The following is a 22125-nucleotide window of genomic DNA, read 5'->3' as shown; positions in this document are numbered from 1 at the left end:
CCGTTCCCCGTGTCCGGGGCCGTTCCCCGTGTCCCGGGAGCGGCCCCGGGGCCGTCAGCGGCGGCCGAGGCGGCCGTTCTTGACCAGTCGCTGGGCCGCGGGCGACGCGGGGTTGATGCTCAGCGCCCGCTGTCCCGCCCGGCGGCGCAGGTCGTCGCCGGGCTTGCCCAGCTTCGCGGCGGTCTCCGCGATCCTCAGCCAGACCAGCGCGCGCCCGCTGTCCGCGGAGATCTCGACGGCCCGCTCGATCCGGCGCTTGGCCTGGTCGGTCTCCTTGCGGCGGATGTGGGCCTGGGCCATGCCGATGAGCAGGTCGAGGTTCTCGTGTTCGGCGAGCAGCCGGGCGCCCACCTCCAGGACGCCCCGGTCGTCCTTGGCCTCCACGAGGGAGGCGAACCCGCCGAGGGTGATGTCGGTGAAGGGCACGTCGTCCGGTTCGGTGCGCTCGCCGGTGGCGCGCAGGGTCCAGCCCTTGCCCCGGCGCCACTTCCAGGTGCGCGGGCCGGGCAGTTCCAGCCGGGTCCGGGTGCGCTCGTTGAAGTGCATGGAGAGCTCGGGGCGGCCCTCCCACTGGTCGACGGCGGCGGCGACGTACGCCTCGGCGACCGGGCGCAGGAAGGCGTACCGCTTGGGCTGCATGCAGTAGCCGACGGCCTGGACGTACGGGGTGACCTCGGCGCGGATGTGCTCGACGTCCAGCACCCGGTCGGCCGCGGCGCCGGTGGGCGCCTCCAGGTCGGGGAGCAGGGCGTGGGTGAGGGTGGCGGGGATGCGGTTGCTGTTGGCGTAGGGGCGCATCCGCCGGATCACCTCCAGGGCGCCGATCTGGGCGACGGGGATCCCGTACAGGGCGCGTGCGGTGAACAGGCCGGTGGAGAAGCAGCCGATGACCTGACGGGGGCGCAGGTACTCGAAGACCGTCTCGGCCAGTACCGGGACGTCCAGGACGAGGAAGGGCACGCCCGCCTCGCGGGCCGCCTCGCCGAGGGTGTCGGCGAGGCTGGAGGGGGCGCTGGGGTGCGGTTTGAAGACGATGGCGCCGTGGCCGAGGGCCAGGGCGTTCTGGAACATGCGCAGGTGCAGCTCCTCCTCTTCCTCCTCGGTGAGGATGCCGAGCGGGGAGAGGTACTGGCCGAGGAGGAGGGCGGTCTCCGGGCCGAGCCGCGCCAGCGCGGGCGGGATCACGCGGTCGAGGATCGGCGCGCACTCGCGGGTGACCTCGGCGATCAGCTTGAGGACGGCGCCGGTGTGCACGGGCCGCGAGGGGATCCCGTACTCGGTGAGGAGCATGGGCAGCAGGGTGGGCACGAGGTCCAGGTAGAGGACCTGTGCGATCCGGCCGTGGAGGGAGCGGGGCAGGTCGTTGCGGGTCGGGCCGTAGCTCATGACCCCGTCGGCGTAGACGGCGAGGGTGGCGTCCGAGAAGATCTTGCAGAGCGTCTGGGCGGGTTTGACCTGGATGGACTCGACGACGAGTTCCAGGGGGCCCGGCCGGATGCCGATCTTCTCCGCCATGACCGTGCGCCACAGCGGGGCGTCCTCGTCCCGCGGGGACCACAGCGCGGGGTGGAAGGGGTAGATGAGGTCGTTCCAGTAGACGACCCGGTGGAAGCGCGCGAGTACGGCGGCGGCGCCGGGCATCCGGTGCAGCGGGGTGGCGACCTCGGGGATGTCGACGTTGTTGCACACGAGCAGGATGCGCTCGCGGTCGTCCTGGCCGAGCTGGCCCGCTTCGATGGCGGCGGCCACCGTCATGGCGCCGTAGAGGGTGGAGGCGGCGAATATCCGGGTCATCGGGCGGCGGCGCCCTGGTGCCGGGAGATCAGTGCCCTGAGCTTGTTCACGCGTGCGGAGTCCATTCCTGACAGCGTCCCCTCCAGGACGTCCTGGGGGAGGTCCCGGAGGATCTGCGCGCTGCGTTCCAGCAGCAGGCCCCGGATGAGTTCCTCGTACGACTCGGCGCGGTCCATGTGAATCACGATGAGCGCGCAGAGAGTTCGCATCGCCTTGAACGACAGTTCATATCCGCGTGGATGGCGGTCGAGCTCGTCGAAAATCAGCCGGAAGGCGGGAAGGAAGTCGAGCTGCCGTTCGTCCGGCACCTTGGTGAGTGAAGTGGACACATCACGACGGTAGAAGATGCCGTGGAGGTCGACGACTCCGAAGGATCGGGTCCGCAGGTGCAGCTTGTAGAACCACGGGCGGTCCTCGGCGGTGCGCAGGGTCTCGTCGAAGAACAGCGCGTCGGCCTCCAGGAGGCGCTCGCGGTCGTAGATGCCGGCCCAGGACTGCGGGTAGTCCATGAAGGTCGAGGCGTCCACGGGTCCGATGTAATCCGTGGGATTCAGCGGAAGGGCCCTCGGGGCGAGCGGCGCCATGACGATCTTGCGCTTCCTGCCGTAGACCCGGACATGGCCGGTGCGTAGGAAGTCGACCCCCGACTCACCCATCCAGCCGACGAGTTGCGCGAGATATCCGGGGGCGTACCAGTCGTCCCCGTCGAGGAAGGTGAAGAAACGCCCGCGCGCCGCCGAGAGGCCGATGTTCCGGGTGGCCGAGATTCCCAGGTTGTACTGATTGCGGATCAATACGGCGCCGGGGATCCTCGGCACCATCTCCCGGAGGATCTCCGATGTCCCGTCAACGGACCCGTCGTCCACGACGATGAACTCGAAATCCTCCCTGGCATTCAGCGCCAAGGACTTGAGTGCCGTCCGACAGTAGTCCCGCACGTCACACATGGCAACGATTACCGAAAGGGTCACCATCGAAAGTACTCACCTCATTCTCATTTCTTTCACACACCCCCGGGAGGCGACCGGGACCGGCCGGCCGCACGCCCCCTCCAGCCTACGATCAAGTAACGCGCCGCCATCATGACAGAACCACTCGAAGCCCCCGTACAATCACCCCGGTGTGACGTACAACTCCCCTGCCCGTCGAGGCCTTTTCGTGACACGTAAGGATCGGATCAGCATGTAAGGTCTAACGGGCCGCGCGGCAAACCCGCCGGCAAGCGCCCAGCCGCGGTCGTGTCGACGGCAGTTGGACACCACCCACCGACCCGGGAATCACCAGTGCGCATCCACGTGCTCGCAGACTCCGACACCCGCTGGAAATGGGGTGCGGGGCTGGCGGTGGGCCTGGCTCCCGGCAGTGAGGTGCACGCACACATGCTGCGCGGCAGGAGCACTCCGACGGCGCGGCAACTGGCCGAGGTCGGCATCGCCCCCGCCTCCATCACCGAGTCCACGCTCCCCGAGTTCGCGGCGGCCCCCGAGCTGGACGCGGCGGACCTCGTCATCCTGGGCACGGTCGGCGGCTCCACCCACGCCGCCCTGCACGCACTGGCCGCCCGGTTCCGCGGCGCGCCCCGCCGGCCGGTCCTCATGACCGGATACGTCGGCGTCGTCTACGAGAAAATGGCCGACGGCCTGCTGCTGCGCGCCGGCGCGGATATCGTCCTCGCCAACAGCCCTTTCGACCGGCGCCGGTTCGGCGAGGTGTACGAACCCCTCGGAATTCCGGGATCCTGCATCGTCCAGACCGCCCTCCCCTTCCTCGACCAAAGACCCTACGACCCGAACCGGACGCACGCCCGGCACCCTTATACGGTGTGCTTCGCCGTTCAGCCCTCGGTACCCGCCGACCGCAATGGCCGCCTCTACATGCTGCGCCGGGCGATATCCCACGCGCGGTTGCGCCCCGGACGCGACGTGCTCGTGAAACTCCGCAGCAAGCCCGGCGAGGCCACCACCCACGTCGAAGCGCACCACTACCAGGTCCTCGCGGACCAGATGGAAGAACCACTGCCCCGCAACCTGCATTTCGTCTACGGCAACATGTCGGAAACCCTCGACCGTACCGACCTGTTGGTGACGGTCAGTTCCACGGCAGCCCTGGAATCGATGCACCGCGGAATGCCCACCGCAATCCTGAGCGATCTGGGAGTGCGGGAAATCCATGGGAACCACTATTTCGTCGGTTCCGGCTGCGTCACCGACTGGTCCGCGATAGACGAGGGCGCCGCCCCGCTCGCGCACGAGTCCTGGACCGCCGACCAGGGAATCCGCGCCGTGGACCCGTTCGGGGAACTGCGGACGCGGATCGGGGAATTGCGCAGCCGTCCGCTGCCCCCGATATCCCCCTACTACACGGCCGAAAGCGCCCCCGAGTACGTCGGCGCCCTGCTGCGCCGCCGGGGTCTGAACCTCGACGGCTCCCCCGGAGCGGGCGCCACGGCGCGCTCCAGCGGGCCGATGCGGCGCACCTCGCGCCGCGTCCTGAAGGTCGCCTACCAGTTCGGCGTCCAGCGCGTGGCACCGAAGATCCAGCAGTGGGGCGGCGTGTGACCGCCCCGCACACCCAACCGGCCCCCGGAGAGAACCCTGTGAACGTCACCGCCGTCATACCCGCCCGGGGCGGCTCCAAGGGCATTCCCGGGAAGAACGTCGCCGAGGTCGGCGGGGTCCCCCTCGTCGCCCGCGCCGTGCGCGCCTGCCTCGGCGCGGTCCACGTGACCCGGGTCGCGGTGTCCACCGACGACGCGGCGATCGCCGCCGCGGCCCGCGCCGCCGGCGCGGAGGTGGTCGAGCGGCCCGCCGAGCTGGGCTCCGACGAGGCCTCCAGCGAATCGGCGCTGCTGCACGCGCTGGACCGGCTGGAGGAACGGCACGGGGAGCCCGTGGACGTCCTGGTCTTCGTCCAGTGCACCAGCCCCTTCGTCACCGCGGAGGAGGTGGACGAGACGGTCCTCGCGGTGGTGCGCGACGGCGCCGACTCCGCGTTCACCGCCGTCCCCTTCCACGGCTTCCTCTGGAGCGCCGCGCCCGGCGCCGGACCCGGCCACCGCGCGCACGGCGTCAACCACGACAGCGCCGTCCGCCAGCGCCGCCAGGACCGTACGCCCGAGTACCTGGAGTCGGGGGCCGTCTACGCGATGCGGGCCGACGGCTTCCGCCGCCACGGCCACCGCTTCTTCGGCCGGACGCAGCTCGTCCCCACCGCCCCGGAACGGGCCGTGGAGATCGACGAGCCCGGCGACCTCGACCGGGCCCGCGCCCTCGCGCCCCTCCTCGACCCGCAGCAGACCCCGGCGGCCCCGTCGTCGCCGGACCCCTCGCAGTACCTCGGAAAGGAACTCTGAACAGTGGTGCACAGCAACCGGATCCGCCGGATCGGGAACAAGGAGGTCGGCACGGGCCGGCCCACCTATGTGATCGGCGAGATCGGGATCAACCACAACGGTGAGCTCGCCAACGCCCTGGCACTCATCGACGCGGCCGCCGACGCGGGCTGTGACGCGGTGAAGTTCCAGAAGCGCACGCCCGAGATATGCACCCCGCGCGACCAGTGGGACATCGAGCGCGACACCCCCTGGGGCCGGATGACGTACATCGACTACCGCCACCGCGTGGAGTTCGGCGAGGACGAGTACCGCGCCGTGGACGAGCACTGCCGCGCCCGCGGCATCGCCTGGTTCGCCTCCCCCTGGGACACCGAGGCCGTCACCTTCCTGGAGAAGTTCGACGTCCCCGCCCACAAGGTGGCCTCCGCCTCGCTGACGGACGACGAGCTGCTGCGCGCCCTGCGCGCCACCGGCAAGACGGTCATCCTGTCCACCGGCATGTCCACCCCGCAGCAGATCCGGCACGCGGTCGAGGTGCTCGGCAGCGAGAACATCGTCCTGCTGCACGCCACCTCCACCTACCCGGCCAGGGCCGAGGAGCTGAACCTGCGGGTCATCAACAGCCTGGAGGCGGCCTACCCGAACGTGCCCGTCGGCTACTCCGGCCACGAGACCGGCCTGCAGACCACGGTGGCCGCCGTCGCCATGGGCGCCTGCGCCGTCGAGCGGCACATCACCCTCGACCGCGCCATGTGGGGCTCCGACCAGGCCGCCTCCGTCGAACCCGGCGGCCTCGCCCGCCTCGTGCGCGACATCCGCACCATCGAGACCGCCCTCGGCGACGGCGTCAAGAAGGTCTACGCGTCCGAGCTCGGCCCCATGAAGAAGCTCCGCCGCGTCCAGAACCCCCTCCCCGCCGAGGGCGTGACGACCACGGCATGAGCGACACCCTCGCCCTGGTGGAGAGCCCGGCTCAACTACTGAACGTCCTGGAGTGGGCCCACGTCCACCCGGGCGAGGCAGCGTCCCTCACCGTCGCCGTCCTCCAGCCGACGGACCCGCGCTCGCGCGCGCAGGTCCGCCGGCTGTGCCGGTTCGCCTCCCAGGCCAAGGTGGTGTGGCGGCGCTACGAGGTCCGCGCGGGCTATCTGGGACGGGCGGGCGAACTGATGCGCCTGGGACGGGCGGTGGCGGCAGCCGAGCGGCTGGTCATCGGGGACCTGTTCTCCCGCACCATCCAGCTCCTGCTGCCCCGCTCCAAGGCCCGCGAGGTCGTCGTCGTCGACGACGGCACCGCCACCACCGAACTGGTCAGCCTGCTGACGTACGGGCAGCAGCTGACCCGGTGGCACCAGGGCGACATCAAGCCTTCCGCCGCCAAGGGCGGCCCCGTCAACCGCTGGCTGGCCCGCGACGGGCTGGAGCGCGCCGTCTTCTTCACCTGCATGCCCGTCTCCGCTCCCCCGGGCACCGAGGTGCGCCCGAACGACTACGCCTGGAGCCGGGAGACCTTCGGTCCCGTCCGGGTGCGCGCCGGGGCCGACCTGGCGGGCAGCTCCCTCGTGGAGACCGGGGTCGTCGACCAGGACCTGTACATCGACGCCGTCGGCTGGATCGCCCGCTCCCGTGCGGCCGGCCGCTATCTGGCGCACCGCCGGGAGAGCGCGCAGAAGCTGGAGCGGATCGCCGCGGCCACGGGCCTGGAGATCGTCCATCCCGAACTGCCGCTGGAACTGACCGCGCTGACCGAGCCGATCGGGCAGTCCGTGCTGACCTTCGCGTCCACCGTCGCGTACACCCTCCCGATCGTGCTGGGGAGTTCGCCGGTGCGGGTGGAGCTCTGCGAGATGGACGACGCCTGGATCACCCCGGACACGGCGGAGCGCTCGGTGGACTTCCTGCGGCGGATCTCCGCCCTGGCGGTGGACCGGCACGGCCTGGCCCGGATCCCGCCGCAGCCGCGCGACCGGGCGAGGACGCCCTCGTAACGGCGTCAGAACCGCTGCCAGCGGCCCAGGGAGAGCGAGGAGCCGTCCTTCTGCCGGTTGACCAGCAGTTCGCCGCGGGCGCTGATCGAGGCGATGACGACCAGGCCGTACGCGTCGACGGCGAGGGCCGGGGACTCCAGGCACTCCTCGCCGATCTCGGTCCACCACAGTCCGGCGGCCTCGTGCTCCGTGGGGTACGCGGCCAGGGCGGTGCGCCCGCCGACGGTGCGGTGGGCCAGCACCGTGCAGTCGTAGCCGTCGACCACCGCGCGGGCGGCGGCGACGGTCCCGTAGGCCGGTCCGCCGCCGAGGGCCAGCACCCCGGCGCCCTCGCGGTAGCCGAACACCCCGCTGCCGTCGGCCGCGTGCCAGAAGTGGGTGACCCGGCCCGGGGAGGTCTCCAGGACGCAGAGCGAGCCGTCCTGGGCCAGGCAGGGGACGTCCTCCGCCTTGACCAGCGGGCCGCCGGGCGCGCTCTGGGCCCACAGCGAGATGCCCTTCTCGCCCGGGGCGGCGAACCGGACGCGGCCCTCGGCGGTCGAGTCGGCGCAGGCCCCCTCGAAGGTCTTGCTGCCGCGCAGGTCGTCCCACGCGCCCCAGCCGCCCTTCTTGTCCTGGCGCCGTACGTGGACCCCGCGCCCGGCGTTGCGCACGAACACGTGCGGTGCGCCCTGGGCGTCCACGGCGAGGACCGGCGGGCCGCCGCGGTGGGACATGTCGGGCTTGCGGTAGAGGGTGCCCAGCGATTCCCAGGGGCCCATCGGGCGGCCGCTCTGGTACTGCACCGCGTGGTGGTAGGTGACGGTGTCGCCCGGGTCGCCCTCCCCGGCGCGGCGCCTTCGCCGGCCCACGAAGTGCGCGTAGCCGTCGGGGCCTTGGCCCACGGCGAGGTCGGTCAGCTCCTCGGCGGGGAAGAGCTCGGGGCCGCTCCAGCCGGGCCCGCCGGGGGCGCGCTCGGTCCAGCGCAGCAGTCCGTCCTCGGTGCGCGCGTAGGCGGTGAGCCGTCCGTCCTTGCCGGCGAGGAGCCAGCGGCCCCGTACGGGCCCCAGTGCGACGGTGTTCCAGTCACGCGCGGAGGCCGGTGCGGGTGGTCCGGCGGGGCGGCGGGTGGATGTGGGCGAATTGCGCCTGGATCGCGTCGCCATGGACCGCCAGCAACCCTTCCCCTTCACCATTCGAACGGAATCAGGATACCCCGGGGGTCTTCTGACGCGATCCTGCGTTTATGTTGTTGCCCGCGAGATTCCCCGCATCCCGTTCGGAAGGCCGGTCCCGGGCATGACCTCAGACACCACCGCCACGACGACCCCGACCGAGGGCGACGCGTCCGGCGGGCCCGCCCCGCGCCCGGCCCGTTCGCGCGCCGCCCGGATCCGGCGCGGGCTGGCCTGGACGGCGGCCGTCCTGGTCCTCGGCGGGGCGGGATCGGGATGGTGGCTCTACAGCCACCTCAACGGGAACATCGAAAGCGTCGACCTGGACAAGGCGATCGGCACCGACAACCGGCCGGCCAAGGTCGTCGAGAACGCGCAGAACGTCCTCGTCCTCGGCTCCGATTCGCGTGCCGGGGCCAACGGGGAGCTCGACCACGGCGACGTCAGCGGGGCCCGTTCGGACACCGCGATGCTGGTGCACATACCCGAGGGCCGCGCCAGGGCCACCGCGGTGAGCATCCCGCGCGACACCCTCATCTCCCGGCCCGAGTGCAAGGACAAGGACGGAAGAAACGTTCCGGCGGCGAACCGGGTCATGTTCAACTCCGTCTACTCGGTGGCCGGTCCGGCCTGCGTGGTCAAGACGGTGGAGCAGTTGTCCGGGATCCGCGTGGACCACTTCGTCGAGGTGGACTTCGCGGGGTTCAAGGGCCTGGTGGACGCCCTCGGCGGGGTCACCGTCACCCTCGACCAGCCGATGAGCGGCGCGAAGGGCGGTCTGAAGCTGGACGCGGGCACACACCGCCTCAACGGCACGGACTCGCTGAAGTTCGTCCGTACCCGCTACGGGTACGGCGACGGCAGCGACCTCGGACGCATAGGGCTCCAGCAGCAGTTCATGCTCGCGATGCTGTCCGAGATCAAGAAGCAGGACGCCCTCGGCAACCCGGCCCGGCTCTACAAGCTCGCCGACGCCGGCACCAAGTCGCTGACCACCGACTCCGATCTGGCCTCGCTCACCGCGCTGTCCGACTTCGCGCGGAGCATGAAGGGCGTGGACCCGTCCACCATGGAGACCATCATGCTGCCGGTGGACTACGACAAGGTGGACCGGAACCGGGTCGTCATCGCACAGGAGCAGGCCTCCCTGCTGTGGGAGGCCCTGCGGACCGACCAGAAGATCCCCGCCGCCGCGAAGGACTCCCCCGCCAAGGGCGGCTCGGGCAAGGCCCCGAAGGAACCTAAGGCCTCGCCCTCACCGTCCGCGAGCCAGGATCCCGCCCCCTAGCGGTGCTCGACGCGTACGTCCTCACCGCGGCCGAGCCGGCTGTGGCCGCGGCCGTAGAGGAAGTAGACGACGATGCCGATGACCATCCAGACCACGAACCGGATCCAGGTCTCGGCAGGCAGGTTGAGCATCAGCCAGAGCGAGGCCGCGATCGACAGGATCGGGATCACCGGCACCCAGGGGGTGCGGAAGGACCGGTGCAGGTCGGGGCGGGTCTTGCGCAGGATGATCACGCCGAGGGCAACGAGCACGAAGGCGAACAGGGTGCCGATGTTCACCAGTTCCGCGAGCTTCTCCAGGCTGGTGAAGCCCGCGACGACGGCGATGATCCCGCCGAGCAGGATGGTCGCCCGGTAGGGGGTGCGGTACTTCGGGTGGGTGACGGAGAAGACGCGCGGCAGCAGTCCGTCACGGCTCATCGCGAAGAACACGCGGGTCTGGCCGAGCAGCAGGATCATGCACACGGTGATCAGACCGACCGCCGCCCCGAGACTGATGGCACCGGAGAAGAAGGGCTGGTCCACCGACTTGAAGGCTTCGGCCAGTGGCGCCGTCGGTGACATCTCCGAGTACTTCTGCATACCGGTGACCACCAGTGTCACCGCGACGTACAGCACGGTGCAGACCAGCAGCGAGCCGAGGATGCCGCGGGGCATGTCCCGCTGGGGGTTCTTGGTCTCTTCGGCGGCGGTCGCCACGACGTCGAAGCCGATGAAGGCGAAGAAGATGAGGGAGGCCGCGGTGAAGATGCCCATGACGCCGAAGTTGGTGGGCGCGTAGCCGAAGAGCAGCTGGACCAGTGGCGCGTGCAGGCCGTTGCCCGCCTCCTGCGGCTGGGCCGGAGGGATGAACGGCGTGTAGTTGTCGGCCTTGATGAAGAACAGGCCCGCGACGATGACCAGCAGGACCACGAAGACCTTGATGGCCACCACGACCGCGGTGATCCGCGCCGAGAGCTTCGTCCCGACGACCAGGATCACGGTCAGCACCAGGACCAGCAGGAAGGCCAGCAGGTCGAAGCTTCCTCCGGCGTCGGGCCCGGCGAGGGTCTTGGGCAGGTCCCAGCCGAGGTTGGTGTGCATGAGGTGGCGCACGTACCCGGACCAGCCGACCGCCACGACGGCGGTGCCGAGCGCGAACTCCAGCACCAGGTCCCAGCCGATGATCCAGGCGGGCAGTTCACCGATCGAGGCGTACGAGAAGGTGTACGCCGATCCGGCCACCGGCACGGTGGAGGCGAACTCGGCGTAGCAGAGCGCTGCGAGAGCGCAGACGATGCCCGATGCGACGAAGGCGAGGGCAGTGGCGGGTCCGGCATTGTTGCGGGCTGCGATGCCCGTGAGCACGAAGATGCCGGTGCCGATGATGACGCCCACACCGAAGACCGTCAGGTCCCAGGCGGAGAGCGACTTGCGGAGCGCGTGTTCCGGCTCCTCCGTGTCGCGGATGGACTGCTCCACCGTCTTGGTGCGGAAGACGCTGTTCAGATCCTTGCTCACCGACGCACCTCCGAAAGGTGACGACGCACGAACGGGCCGGGAGGCCCACCCCTTCAAGGGTGATCTCCCGGCCCGTGACGTGCAACCGCGCGGCGATCTAGTCGACGGTGGCGGCCGGCTCGGTGTCGAAGCGCCCGTCCAGCTTCGCCACGAGTCCGGTGACCTGGCGGGCGATGTCCGGAGCGGTCAGGCCGATCTCGGCCATGATCTCCTTGCGCAGCGCGTGGTCGAGGAAGCGCTGCGGGATGCCGAAGTCGCGCAGCGGCACGTCCACGCCCGCGTCGCGCAGGGCCTGCGCGACGGCGGCGCCGACGCCGCCGGTACGGCCGTTGTCCTCGACGGTGACGACCACGCGGTGGCGCTCGGCGAGCGGGGCCATGGCCTCGTCCACCGGCTTCACCCAGCGGGGGTCGACCACGGTCGTCGAGATGCCCTGCTTGTCGAGCAGGTCGGCGATCTCCAGGCACATCGGGGCGAGGGCGCCGACCGAGACGAGCAGTACGTCCGGCCGGGTGACCTCGGCGCCGGGGGCGCGCAGCACGTCCATGCCGCCGATCCTGCCGACGGCCGGGACGGCCGGTCCGACGACGCCCTTGGAGTAGCGCACGACGGTGGGGGCGTCCTTGACCTCGACGGCCTCGCGCAGCTGCGCGCGCAGCTGCTCGGCGTCGCGCGGGGCGGCCAGCCGCAGGCCGGGGACGACCTGGAGGATGGACATGTCCCACATGCCGTTGTGGGAGGCGCCGTCGTCACCGGTGACGCCGGCCCGGTCCAGGACGAAGGTGACCCCGCACTTGTGCAGGGCGACGTCCATCAGGACCTGGTCGAAGGCGCGGTTGAGGAAGGTCGCGTAGACGGCGAAGACCGGGTGGACGCCGCCGCTCGCCAGGCCGGCCGCGGACGTGGCGCCGTGCTGTTCGGCGATGCCCACGTCGTAGATGCGGTTCGGGAAGGCCTCGGCGAACTTGTGGAGTCCGACCGGGTGGAGCATGGCGGCGGTGATGCCGACGATGTCCTCGCGCTCGTGGCCGAGCTTGACCATCTCGTCGGCGAAGACGGAGGTCCAGCTGGCCGCGGCCGTCTTCACCGGCAGACCGGTGTCCGGGTGGATCACGCCGACCGCGTGGAAACGATCCGCCTCGTGCTCCAGGGCCGGGGTGTAGCCCCGTCCCTTCTGAGTGAGGCAGTGCACGATGACCGGGCCGCTGAAGCGCTTGGCGCGCGTCAGGGCGGACTCCAGGGCCTCGATGTCGTGGCCGTCGATGGGGCCGATGTACTTCAGGCCGAGGTCCTCGAACATGCCCTGCGGGGCGATGAAGTCCTTGAGGCCCTTCTTGGCGCCGTGCAGGGTCTCGTACAGCGGCTTCCCGACGACCGGGGTGCGCTCCAGGAGGTCCTTGCCGCGGGCCAGGAAGCGCTCGTAGCCGTCCGTGGTGCGCAGGGTCGCGAGATGGTTCGCGAGGCCGCCGATGGTGGGGCCGTACGAACGCTCGTTGTCGTTGACGACGATGACCAGCGGGCGGTCCTTGGCGGCGGCGATGTTGTTCAGCGCTTCCCAGGCCATGCCGCCCGTCAGCGCGCCGTCGCCGATGACGGCGGCGACGTGGTGGTCCTCGCGGCCGAGCACCTCGTTGGCCTTGGCGAAGCCGTCGGCCCAGCCCAGCACCGTGGAGGCGTGCGAGTTCTCGATCACGTCGTGCTCGGACTCGGCGCGGGAGGGGTAACCGGACAGGCCGCCCTTGCTGCGCAGGTCGGAGAAGTCCTGGCGGCCCGTGAGCAGCTTGTGGACGTAGGCCTGGTGGCCGGTGTCGAAGAGGACCTTGTCCTTGGGCGATTCGAAGACCCGGTGCAGGGCGATCGTCAGTTCGACCACGCCGAGGTTGGGGCCGAGGTGCCCGCCGGTCTTGGAGACGGCGTCGACGAGGAAGGACCTGATCTCGGCCGCGAGCTGGTTGAGCTCCTCCTGGCCGAGCCGGTCCAGATCGCGCGGTCCCTTGATGCGGGTCAGCAGCACCCGTGCCTCCTTGCAGTTGCTTGCTGGTCTGTCGAGTCTAATGTTCCGCCCGCGAGGGCGGTCATCGGGCGGTACCGCGAGGGTCACACCTTTGTCATACCTGTACACCTCATCCGGGAATCACACCTCCCAAACGGGCGTATATCCGTACAGTCGTGCGTATCGATCTACGCACAGGTGCCCGGTGCCACACGAAGTGGCACCGGGCACTGTGACGGGTCTTACCGTCCCGCGTGGCCCCGGGGGGCCCGCGGTCAGGCGCGTCCTGCGGTCTTCTGGGTCTTGCGCGTCACCGAGTCGATGACGACCGTGGCCAGCAGTACGGCACCGGTGATCATGTACTGGATGGGCGTCGCGATCCCCTCCAGGGCCAGACCGTACTGGATGGAGGTGATGACCATGACGCCGAGGAGGGCGTTCCAGGTCCGGCCCCGGCCGCCGAAGAGGCTGGTGCCGCCGATGACGGCCGCCGCGATGACGTTCATCAGCAGGTCACCGGCGCCGGCGCTCTGGTTGGCCGCCGCGATCTTGGAGGCCCAGAAGAGCCCGCCGACGGCGGCGAAGGTGCCGGCGATGGAGAACACGGCGATGCGGATCCCGGCCACGTTGATGCCCGCGCGGCGGGAGGCCTCGACGCTGCCGCCGAGGGCGAAGACGTTGCGGCCGAAGGTGGTGCGGCGCAGCAGGAAGTCCGTGCCGACCAGCGCCAGCACGAAGAGCACCACCGCGAGCGGCAGGCCCTTGTACTGGTTGAACACGGCGGCGGGCCCGAAGGTGAAGAGCGCGAGCACGCCGGTGCGCAGCAGGATCTCGGTCAGCGGCCGCGAGGGGACCCCGGCGGCCCCCCTGCGGCGGTTGTCGAAGAAGGTGGCGAGGAAGTACGCCGCCACGGCGAGCGCCGCGAGACCGTAACCGGCCGCCACGTCCGAGAAGTAGTACGTGGTCAGCTGCCCGACCACGCCGTCGGGGTCGAGGTTGATGGTGCCGTTGCTGCCGAGGATCTGCAGCATCGCGCCCGACCAGAACAGCAGGCCGGACAGGGTGACCGCGAAGGCCGGGGCTCCGATCTTGGCGAAGAAGAAGCCGTGGATGGCGCCGATGAGGGCGCCGCCGGCGACGGCGGCGAGGATCGCGAGCCACTCGTTCACGCCGTGGGTGACGGCGAGGACGGCGACGATCGCACCCGAGACACCGCTGACGGATCCGACGGAGAGGTCGATCTCGCCGAGCAGCAGCACGAAGATGATGCCGACGGCCATCATGCCGGTGGCGACCATCGTGATCGCGATGTTGGTGAGGTTCTCCGGGGAGAGGAAGTTCGAGTTCAGGCTCTGGAAGATGCTCCAGATGACGATCAGCCCGAGGACGACCGGGAGGGAGCCCAGGTCGCCGGCCTTCAGCTTGCGCCCGAACTCGTTGAGGTAGCCGCTCAGGCCCTGCTCGCGCACGAGCAGGCGGGGGTCCACGGCGGGGATGGCGTCCGCCGCCGCTGCCGGGTTGACCGGGTCGACGTGCTGCTGCGTCCCCTTGTCGAGGGGATCGGCGGCAGGCTGGTGGGTGCTCACTTGCGGGCCTCCCCGGTACGGGCCGCCCGGCGGGTCACGGCGTTGTCCGTGGCCCCGGTGATGGCGGAGATGATCTCTTCCTGCGAGGTGTCGGCGACGTTGAAGACACCGTTGTTGCGGCCCAGCCGCAGCACCGCCACCTTGTCGGCGACGGCCTTCACATCGGCCATGTTGTGGCTGATGAGGATGACGGCGTGGCCGCGCTCGCGCAGCCGCTCCACCAGGTCGAGGACCTGTGCGGTCTGCTCGACGCCGAGGGCGGCGGTGGGCTCGTCGAGGATGACGAGCCGGGGCTCGCCGAGCATCGAACGGGCGATCGCCACGGTCTGGCGCTGGCCGCCCGAGAGCGAGGCGATGGGGATCCGGACACTGGGGATCCGGATGGACAGGGTGGTCAGGAGCTCGCGGGCGCGGCGCTCCATCTCCACCTCGTCGAGGACGCCGAAGCGCTTGAGCTCACGGCCGAGGAAGAGGTTGCCGACGACGTCGATGTTGTCGCACAGCGCGAGGTCCTGGTAGACCGTCGCGATGCCCAGGTTCTGGGCGTCGTGGGGCTTTCCGATGGAGACCGGGCGGCCGTCCCACTCGATGACGCCGTCATCGATGGGGTGCACGCCGGCGATCGTCTTGACCAGCGTGGACTTGCCGGCGCCGTTGTCGCCGACCAGGGCGACCACCTCACCGGAGTGGATTTCGAGTTCTACGTCGGTCAGGGCCTGAACGGCGCCGAACCGCTTCGAAACCCCTCGCAACGCCAGCACGGGCGCAGCGGACACATGAACCATCTCCTTCGCCGCCTGACCGGCGGGGATGTCGTGCAAAAGAGCAGGAGCGGGGCGGATGGGGGACACGGAAAGAAGGTGAATCGTTTCTGCCCAGCGCCCCGCGGGTGGCGGGATGAAGGTGCGGGGCGCCGGGCAGGCGCGGGGCGTCTCGCTGGAGGAGACGTTTCTTCACACGGGCGTTCGCGCGGGGGGCCTCGGAGGACCTCCTCGGGGCCCCTCGGGAGCCCCGGCGGACGGTCCTACTTCAGGCCGAGGGTGGCGCAGGCGGCCGCGTACTTGTCGGTGCAGATCTCTTCGACCGTGTAGACGCCGTCCTTGACGACGGTGTCCTTGATGTTGCTCTTGGTGAGCGAGACGACCGGGATCAGCACGGACGGCACGGCCTTGGTGGTCGGGCTGTCGATGTTGTTGTTGATGATCCCGTCGATCTTCTCGCCCTTGGCGAGGGCGACGGCCATCTCCGCGGCGGCCGAGGCCTCCGGGGCGTACGGCTTGTAGACGCTCATGAACTGCTCGCCCGCCACGATGCGCTGCACACCGGCGAGTTCGGCGTCCTGGCCGGTGACCGGGGGCAGGGGGGAGAGCCCGGCGGCCTTGAGGGCGGTGATGATGCCGCCGGCCATGCCGTCGTTGGCGGAGTAGACGCCGGTCACCTTGTCCTTGCCGAGCGCGGAGAGCGCGCCCGCCATGTTGGTGTTGGCGTTCTCCGGCTTCCACTCCTTGGTGTCGTACTCCTTGCCGATGGTCACCTTGCCGTCGAGGACGGAGTGCGCGCCCTTCTTGAACAGCGCGGCGTTCGGGTCGGTGACGGAGCCGTTCATCATGACGATCTGGCCGTCCTTGGCCTTGTCGCCCAGGGCCTCCAGGAGCGCCTTGCCCTGGACCTTGCCGACCTCTTCGTTGTCGAAGGAGGTGTAGGCGTCGATCGGGCCCTCGGCCAGGCGGTCGTAGGCGACGACCGGAATGCCGGCGTCCTTGGCCTTCTTGACCGCGCCCGCGATGGCCTTGGCGTCGACCGCGTCGACGATCAGGACGTTCACCTTGTTGGTGATCATCGTGTCGACCTGCGAGTTCTGCGTGGTCGCGTCCTGCTTGGCGTTGGCGTAGACGACCTCGGCCTTGCCGCCGGTCAGGTCCTTGACCTTCTTCTCGATCAGCGGCTTGTCGAACTTCTCGTAGCGCGCGGTCTGGTTCTCCGGCAGGAGCAGACCGACCTTGATCGCGTCACCGACGGCGGCGCCCGAGGCCTTCTTCTCCCCGCCCGCCTCCTTGGCACTGCCACAGGCGGCCAGCGAGACGGCCATGGCACCGGCGGCGACGGCTACGGCGGCTCTGCGCATACGCGTGTTCATTGGTTGAACCTCCCTGACGAGGCCGCAACACCGCGGCCGAGGTGGGTGTGAGTCAACCCCGGCCGCGAGTTTGCCGTCAAGGAGTGAATCCTTAACGAGATGACAACGGTGCCATCCGTTATCTAACTGAAGACATGAGCGCGGGAGCGCGCACTCCGATCCCATTTTCCGCCAAAAGCGTCGAATCACCCATCTCGCTGAGTACGAGGGCCAGCGCGCCGAGCACTTCCGCACGGCTGCCCAGCGACCCCGTCAGCACCGACAACTGCCGGGCCGCGCTGGGGATGGCGTACCTCCCCACGGATTCGCGGATCGGAGCCAGCACGAGCTCTCCCGCCTCGGCCAGCGAGCCCCCCAGCACCACCCTGCTCGGGTTCAGGAGGTTGCAGAGGCTGGCCACCCCGCTGCCGACGTGCCGGCCGACGTCACTGATGACCCGGCGGCAGCCCGGATCGCCCTCACGGGCCAGCTCGACCACCCGCTCCATCGTCAACTCCGGGCCGTGACTGCCCTGGAGCAGCGGCAGCACGTAGCGGGCGGCGGCGAAGGTCTCCAGGCAGCCGCGGTTGCCGCAGCGGCAGACCGGACCGGACTCGTCCAGGGTGATGTGCCCGATCTCCCCGGCGGTGCCGCCCGGTCCCCGGTAGATCTGCCCGTTGATCACCAGGCCCGCGCCCACGCCGCTGGCCACCTTGATGTACGCCAGGTCCTTGACCCCCCGGCCGCTCCCCCACACGAGTTCGCCGAGCGCCCCGAGGTTCGCGTCGTTGTCCACGTAGACGGGCACGCCGAGGCGCTGCGAGAGTTCCCGGCGCGGGTTGATCCCGGCCCAGCCCGGCAGGATCGCGGTCGACCCCAGGGTGCCCGACTCCACGTCGATGGGACCGGGGACGCCGAGCCCGACGCCGATGACCTTGTCCCGGCCCACGCCCACGCCCTCGATCAGGCGGCCGACCAGCGCCTCCGCCCGGTCGAACCCGTCCACCCAGGAGGCGTCCACGTCCAGCGGCTCGGACTCCTCCGCCAGGACCTGGTGCGCGAGGTTGCCGACGGCCACCCGCAGGTGGGTGTGGCCGAAGTCCACGCCGATCACGATGCCCGCGTCCCCGCTGAGCGAGACGCTGCGGGCCCGGCGGCCGCCGGCCGAGGTGTCCGTGACCTCTACGGTCCCGGCCTCTTTGAGCTCACGGACGATGTTGGAGACCGTGGCCGCCGACAGTCCGGTGGTGCGGGCGATCTCCGCCTGGGTCAGCGAACCCGCGAGGCGCACGGCCCGCACGACGCGTTCGAGGTTCGCGCGATGCAGCGAGGACTGCGATCCGGGAGTCTGCACGACTCATCCACTCCTGCCCTTAAGCGACGGCCAGCCGTCGCCCCCCGGCCGGTCGTCGCGGCTGCGCGCTCCGAGACCCCGGCGTCTCTCCAACTTGTGAACCTTAAGTCGAGCCTTTGGGTATCCGGACGTCAAGAGGCTGACGCAGCACGAATCGGACACCAGTGGCCAAAAGGAGGAAACAGCGGCCTCCTGGATCGTGCTACGGTCGCTGAGGCGCCGGTCCTCTGCGGCCTTTCCGGCCGGACCTGGCGCCCTGTGATGACGGCGCTACGCAAGGAGGTGTTCGGGATGAGTCCCGATCGAAGTCTTTGCAGCGCTCGTGTCGGCTGACCCGTTGATCAGCTGACCTCCACCTGAACGCGCACGGCGGTGCTCCGCCGTCTGCGTGCATCCTTTCATTCCTTCCGCATGCCCTGCACCTCGTGACGGGCTGCGTCATCCATGCCCCTCGGCGCATCCGCGGCCTTCCGTGCCCCCGTGCGCCGCGCCACGACCACTCCACGTGACCGGCCGGCTCCACGCCGCCCGGACACCGTGGAGGGAGGTAGTCGTCATGACGATGCTCACCCCTCGTTCCCCCACGAAGCTCGCCCCGCCGGGCCGCTCCCGCCGCGAGCGCAAGGCCTCCGAGCTGGAAGCCGCGACCCGCCTCGTCGGCGAGCGGCTCGTCGGCATCAGCTCCCGCCCCGTCGTCCGGGTCCTCCAGGACGCGGACACCTCGTACAACGGCCTCACTCACGACGAGGCGGCGCTTCGCCTGCAGCGGCACGGCGCCAACACCGTCGCCCACGAGCGCGCCCCGCACTGGTCCGCCCAGCTCGCGAAGGCGTTCTGGAACCCCTTCATCGGCGTACTGGTCTTCCTGGCCGCCGTCATGTTCTGGCAGGATCCCGCGGACCCCGGCGTCATCATCCTCTCCGTGATGGTGGGGCTCAGCGGGCTGCTGCGCTTCTGGCAGGAGTACCGCTCGGGCCGGGCCGCCGAGGCGCTGAAGAAGCTCGTCACCACCACCTGCGCGGTGCAGCGCCGGGCCGGCAGCGGCTCGGGCCCCACCACCTTCGAGGTGCCCATGGACCAGGTGGTCCCGGGCGACCTGGTCAAGCTGGCCGCCGGCGATCTGATCCCGGCCGACCTGCGGATCCTCACCTCGAAGGACCTGATGGTCTCCCAGGCCGCGCTCTCCGGCGAGTCGCTGCCGGTGGCCAAGGCCGACACCCGCGCCGAGGACCTCGGCCAGCACGCCACCACCGACCCGGTCGAGGCCGACAACCTCTGCCTGATGGGCACCTCCGTCACCTCCGGCACCGCGACCGGCGTGGTCGTCGCCACCGGCGCCGACACCTACTTCGGCTCGATGGCCGGCTCGCTGGTCGGCGAGCGCCCGCAGACCAACTTCGACAACGGCGTGCGCCGGGTCAGCTTCCTGCTGATCCGCTTCATGCTGGTGATGGTCCCCGTCGTCTTCATGATCAACGGCTTCACCAAGGGCGACTGGAACGAAGCTTTCCTCTTCGGTATCGCCGTCGCGGTGGGCCTGACCCCCGAGATGCTGCCGATGGTGGTCTCCGCCAACCTGGCGCGCGGCGCGGTGGCCATGTCCAAGCGGAAGGTCGTCGTCAAGCGGCTCAACGCGATCCAGAACCTGGGCGCGATGGACGTCCTGTGCACCGACAAGACCGGCACCCTCACCGAGGACCGCATCGTCCTGGACCGCTACCTGGACGTCCACGGCAACGAGGACGGCGAGGTCCTGGAGTACGGCTACCTCAACGCCCACTTCCAGACCGGCCTGAGGAACCTGATGGACCGGGCGGTCATCAACCGCGTGGACGAGGCCGAGGAGGTTGTCGTCGACGCACGGTTCTCGATGGTCGACGAGATCCCCTTCGACTTCGCCCGGCGCCGGATGTCCGTGGTCCTGAACCGCAACAGCGTGCTCGGCGCCGGCGGCCGCGCCGAGCACGTGATGATCACCAAGGGTGCGGTCGAGGAGGTCCTCGACCTGTGCACCCACATGAGGGACCGCGGCGAGAAGGTCGAACTGACCGATCAGCTGCGGTGGCACGTCACCCGGATCGCCGAGGACAACAACCGGCGGGGCCTGCGGGTCCTGGCCGTCGCCACCCGTACGGTCGCCGCCCCGCGCGACACCTACTCCGTGGCCGACGAGGACGGTCTGACCCTGGTCGGCTTCCTCGCCTTCCTCGACCCGCCGAAGGCCTCCGCGGCCGCGGCCCTGCGCGGCCTGGCCGACAAGGGCATCGCCGTGAAGGTGGTCACCGGCGACAACGAGCTGGTGGCGGCCCGGGTCTGCGCCGACGTCGGCATCGAGGTGGGCCACGTGGTCGCGGGCGCCGAGCTGGACGGCCTCGACGAGGTGGCGCTGCGCGCGCTGGCCGCCCGTACGACGGTCTTCGCCAAGGTCAACCCCGTCCAGAAGGCCCGTATCGTGCGGGCGCTGCAGGCCGAGGGGCACACGGTCGGCTTCCTCGGGGACGGGATCAACGACGCGGCGGCGCTGCGCGACGCCGACGTCGGCATCTCGGTCGACACCGCCGTCGACATCGCCAAGGAGTCGGCGGACATCATCCTGCTGGAGAAGGACCTGACCGTCCTGGAGCAGGGTGTCGTCCAGGGCCGGACCACCTTCGGCAACACCATCAAGTACATCAAGATGACGGCCTCGTCGAACTTCGGCAACGTCTTCTCGGTGCTGGTGGCCAGCGCCTTCATCCCCTTCCAGCCGATGCTCGCGATCATGCTGCTGGTGCAGAACCTGGTCTACGACATCGCCCAGCTGGCCACCCCGTGGGACCGGATGGACGAGGAGTACCTGCGCAAGCCGCGGAACTGGGACGCCAAGGGCATCTTCCGTTTCATGGTGACCATCGGGCCCATCAGCTCGATCTTCGACATCGCCATGTTCCTGATCATGTGGAACGTCTTCGCCGCCGACAACGAGGCCGCCCAGTCGCTCTTCCAGTCCGGCTGGTTCGTCGAGGGCCTGCTCTCGCAGACGCTGGTCGTCCACATGATCCGTACCCGCAAGATCCCCTTCCTCCAGTCGCGGGCCTCCTGGCCGGTGATGGTGATGACCGTCCTCGCGGTGCTGACCGGGCTCTGGCTGCCCTTCTCCCCGCTGGCTCCCTCGCTGGGCTTCGTGGCCCTGCCGGCGAGCTACTTCCCCTGGCTGATCGTCGTGCTCCTCGCGTACTGCACGCTCACCCAGCTGGTGAAGACCTGGTACATCCGCACCTTCAAGACCTGGCTGTAGGAAGGGGGCGGGCCGATGACCCTGCTCACGGAATGGGAGATGGCCGGTCACCTGGCGGCCGCGCTCGGGTTCGGGGCGGTCATCGGCCTGGAACGGCAGTGGCGGGCCCGGTTGGCGGGCCTGCGCACCAACGCACTGGTGGCGGGCGGGGCCGCGCTGTTCGTGCTGCTCTCGCAGTACGGGTTCCTCGGCGCGGTCTCCGAGGTGGACTACGACGGCTCGCGGGTCGCCGCCCAGATCGTCTCCGGGATCGGTTTCCTGGGCGCCGGGGTGATCATGCGGGACGGGCTGAGCGTCCGGGGCCTGAACACGGCGGCCACCCTGTGGTGCTCGGCGGCCGTGGGCTGCCTGGCCGGGGTGGGCCTGTTCGTGCTGGCCGCCTTCGGCACGGCGGGCGTGGTGGGGGCGAACCTCCTGTTGCGCCCGCTGGGCCGGCGGCTCGACCGGGAGCCGCGCGGCGGGGCCGAGGTGGCCGTCGACTACCACTTCGAGGCGGTCTGCCTGGAGGCGGAGGAGGCCCACGTCCGCCACCGGGTGGCCGACGCCCTGGGCCGGCCCGGGTACCAGCTGCGGGAGATCCGCAGCCAGGACGGCCCGGTGCCGGGGCGGGTGACGGTGTCGGCGCTGCTGACCGCCGAGGGCGAGGGGTGCCGGGCGCTGGAGGAGGCGGTCAGCAACCTCTCCCTCGACCCCTCGGTCTCGGCGGTCAGCTGGTCGGTGGTACCCGATCCCGCACGCTGAC

16 protein-coding genes are annotated in these 22125 nt (G+C 70.2%); 7 read left to right on the top strand and 9 right to left on the bottom strand.

The window, feature by feature from the left end:
- Nucleotides 1–54 precede the first annotated feature (54 nt).
- A complete protein-coding gene (locus tag ACZ5D2_RS15335) occupies nucleotides 55–1794 on the bottom strand; it encodes a polysialyltransferase family glycosyltransferase (RefSeq protein WP_371676150.1) in 1740 nt (579 codons plus the stop codon).
- Nucleotides 1791–2768, bottom strand: coding sequence for a glycosyltransferase family 2 protein (locus ACZ5D2_RS15330; RefSeq protein WP_371676151.1), 978 nt, complete (start codon nucleotides 2766–2768; stop codon nucleotides 1791–1793). Before ACZ5D2_RS15330 ends, ACZ5D2_RS15335 begins: the two co-directional genes overlap by 4 nt.
- A 309-nt stretch (nucleotides 2769–3077) precedes the next feature.
- On the opposite strand from ACZ5D2_RS15330, the gene ACZ5D2_RS15325 reads away from it, so the two are divergent.
- Genes ACZ5D2_RS15325 through ACZ5D2_RS15310 form a run of 4 tightly spaced genes read left to right on the top strand, consistent with a single transcriptional unit; the run spans nucleotide 3078 to nucleotide 7116 of the window.
- Entirely contained in the window at nucleotides 3078–4352 is a 1275-nt protein-coding gene (locus tag ACZ5D2_RS15325) for a DUF6716 putative glycosyltransferase (protein ID WP_468929484.1), read from the top strand.
- 38 nt (nucleotides 4353–4390) lie between these two features.
- Nucleotides 4391–5146 carry an acylneuraminate cytidylyltransferase family protein gene (locus tag ACZ5D2_RS15320; protein WP_371676153.1) on the top strand — a complete coding sequence of 252 codons (756 nt, stop codon included), beginning with the start codon at nucleotides 4391–4393 and terminating at the stop codon, nucleotides 5144–5146.
- Between the two features lie 6 nt (nucleotides 5147–5152).
- Entirely contained in the window at nucleotides 5153–6070 is a 918-nt protein-coding gene (locus ACZ5D2_RS15315) for an N-acetylneuraminate synthase family protein (RefSeq protein ID WP_371681128.1), read from the top strand.
- A complete protein-coding gene (locus tag ACZ5D2_RS15310) occupies nucleotides 6067–7116 on the top strand; it encodes a hypothetical protein (protein WP_371676154.1) in 1050 nt (349 codons plus the stop codon). The genes ACZ5D2_RS15315 and ACZ5D2_RS15310 overlap by 4 nt, the downstream gene beginning before the upstream one ends.
- A 5-nt stretch (nucleotides 7117–7121) precedes the next feature.
- Here the strand turns inward: ACZ5D2_RS15310 and ACZ5D2_RS15305 are convergent, their stop codons facing one another.
- Nucleotides 7122–8261, bottom strand: coding sequence for a PLL family lectin (locus tag ACZ5D2_RS15305; RefSeq protein WP_371676155.1), 1140 nt, complete (start codon nucleotides 8259–8261; stop codon nucleotides 7122–7124).
- A gap of 133 nt (nucleotides 8262–8394) precedes the next feature.
- Here ACZ5D2_RS15305 and ACZ5D2_RS15300 point away from each other — a divergent pair, with 133 nt between their 5' ends.
- Nucleotides 8395–9558 (top strand): LCP family protein, encoded by a 1164-nt coding sequence (locus ACZ5D2_RS15300; RefSeq protein WP_371676156.1) that lies wholly within the window; start codon nucleotides 8395–8397, stop codon nucleotides 9556–9558.
- Here ACZ5D2_RS15300 and ACZ5D2_RS15295 read toward each other — a convergent pair.
- From ACZ5D2_RS15295 to ACZ5D2_RS15270, 6 genes are all read right to left on the bottom strand, one after another.
- Nucleotides 9555–11057 (bottom strand): amino acid permease, encoded by a 1503-nt coding sequence (locus ACZ5D2_RS15295; RefSeq protein ID WP_371676157.1) that lies wholly within the window; start codon nucleotides 11055–11057, stop codon nucleotides 9555–9557. The genes ACZ5D2_RS15300 and ACZ5D2_RS15295 overlap by 4 nt on opposite strands.
- Nucleotides 11058–11154: 97 nt before the next feature.
- Nucleotides 11155–13071 carry a 1-deoxy-D-xylulose-5-phosphate synthase gene (dxs, locus tag ACZ5D2_RS15290; RefSeq protein WP_371676158.1) on the bottom strand — a complete coding sequence of 639 codons (1917 nt, stop codon included), beginning with the start codon at nucleotides 13069–13071 and terminating at the stop codon, nucleotides 11155–11157.
- A gap of 254 nt (nucleotides 13072–13325) precedes the next feature.
- Nucleotides 13326–14636 (bottom strand): sugar ABC transporter permease, encoded by a 1311-nt coding sequence (locus ACZ5D2_RS15285; RefSeq protein ID WP_468929477.1) that lies wholly within the window; start codon nucleotides 14634–14636, stop codon nucleotides 13326–13328.
- A complete protein-coding gene (locus ACZ5D2_RS15280; RefSeq protein WP_266844108.1) occupies nucleotides 14633–15421 on the bottom strand; it encodes an ATP-binding cassette domain-containing protein in 789 nt (262 codons plus the stop codon). Before ACZ5D2_RS15280 ends, ACZ5D2_RS15285 begins: the two co-directional genes overlap by 4 nt.
- A gap of 239 nt (nucleotides 15422–15660) precedes the next feature.
- Complete coding sequence (locus ACZ5D2_RS15275; protein ID WP_371676160.1) at nucleotides 15661–16773, bottom strand: sugar ABC transporter substrate-binding protein; 1113 nt, start codon at nucleotides 16771–16773, stop codon at nucleotides 15661–15663.
- A 118-nt stretch (nucleotides 16774–16891) separates the two neighbouring features.
- Entirely contained in the window at nucleotides 16892–18106 is a 1215-nt protein-coding gene (locus ACZ5D2_RS15270) for an ROK family transcriptional regulator (RefSeq protein ID WP_371676161.1), read from the bottom strand.
- A gap of 556 nt (nucleotides 18107–18662) precedes the next feature.
- On the opposite strand from ACZ5D2_RS15270, the gene mgtA reads away from it, so the two are divergent.
- Together mgtA and ACZ5D2_RS15260 are read left to right on the top strand one after the other, a co-directional pair.
- Nucleotides 18663–21383, top strand: a complete 2721-nt coding sequence (gene mgtA, locus ACZ5D2_RS15265; RefSeq protein WP_371676162.1) for a magnesium-translocating P-type ATPase — start codon at nucleotides 18663–18665, stop codon at nucleotides 21381–21383.
- 15 nt (nucleotides 21384–21398) lie between these two features.
- The gene (locus ACZ5D2_RS15260) at nucleotides 21399–22124 is read left to right on the top strand and encodes an MgtC/SapB family protein (RefSeq protein ID WP_371676163.1); all 726 of its coding nucleotides are present in this window, start codon (nucleotides 21399–21401) and stop codon (nucleotides 22122–22124) included.
- Nucleotide 22125 lies beyond the last annotated feature (1 nt).

Source organism: Streptomyces sp. NPDC031479 (genome assembly GCF_055581065.1).
The sequence above is the reverse complement of the archived record's forward strand: the minus strand, read 5'-3'. Positions and strand labels throughout refer to the sequence as shown.

Coding starts and splice junctions, on each gene's coding strand:
- ACZ5D2_RS15335 (WP_371676150.1), bottom strand. CDS start 1,794: ATGACCCGGATATTCGCCGCCTCCACCCTCTACGGCGCCATGACGGTG.
- ACZ5D2_RS15330 (WP_371676151.1), bottom strand. CDS start 2,768: ATGGTGACCCTTTCGGTAATCGTTGCCATGTGTGACGTGCGGGACTAC.
- ACZ5D2_RS15310 (WP_371676154.1), top strand. CDS start 6,067: ATGAGCGACACCCTCGCCCTGGTGGAGAGCCCGGCTCAACTACTGAAC.
- ACZ5D2_RS15305 (WP_371676155.1), bottom strand. CDS start 8,261: ATGGCGACGCGATCCAGGCGCAATTCGCCCACATCCACCCGCCGCCCC.
- ACZ5D2_RS15300 (WP_371676156.1), top strand. CDS start 8,395: ATGACCTCAGACACCACCGCCACGACGACCCCGACCGAGGGCGACGCG.
- ACZ5D2_RS15280 (WP_266844108.1), bottom strand. CDS start 15,421: ATGGTTCATGTGTCCGCTGCGCCCGTGCTGGCGTTGCGAGGGGTTTCG.
- ACZ5D2_RS15275 (WP_371676160.1), bottom strand. CDS start 16,773: ATGAACACGCGTATGCGCAGAGCCGCCGTAGCCGTCGCCGCCGGTGCC.
- mgtA (WP_371676162.1), top strand. CDS start 18,663: ATGACGATGCTCACCCCTCGTTCCCCCACGAAGCTCGCCCCGCCGGGC.
- ACZ5D2_RS15260 (WP_371676163.1), top strand. CDS start 21,399: ATGACCCTGCTCACGGAATGGGAGATGGCCGGTCACCTGGCGGCCGCG.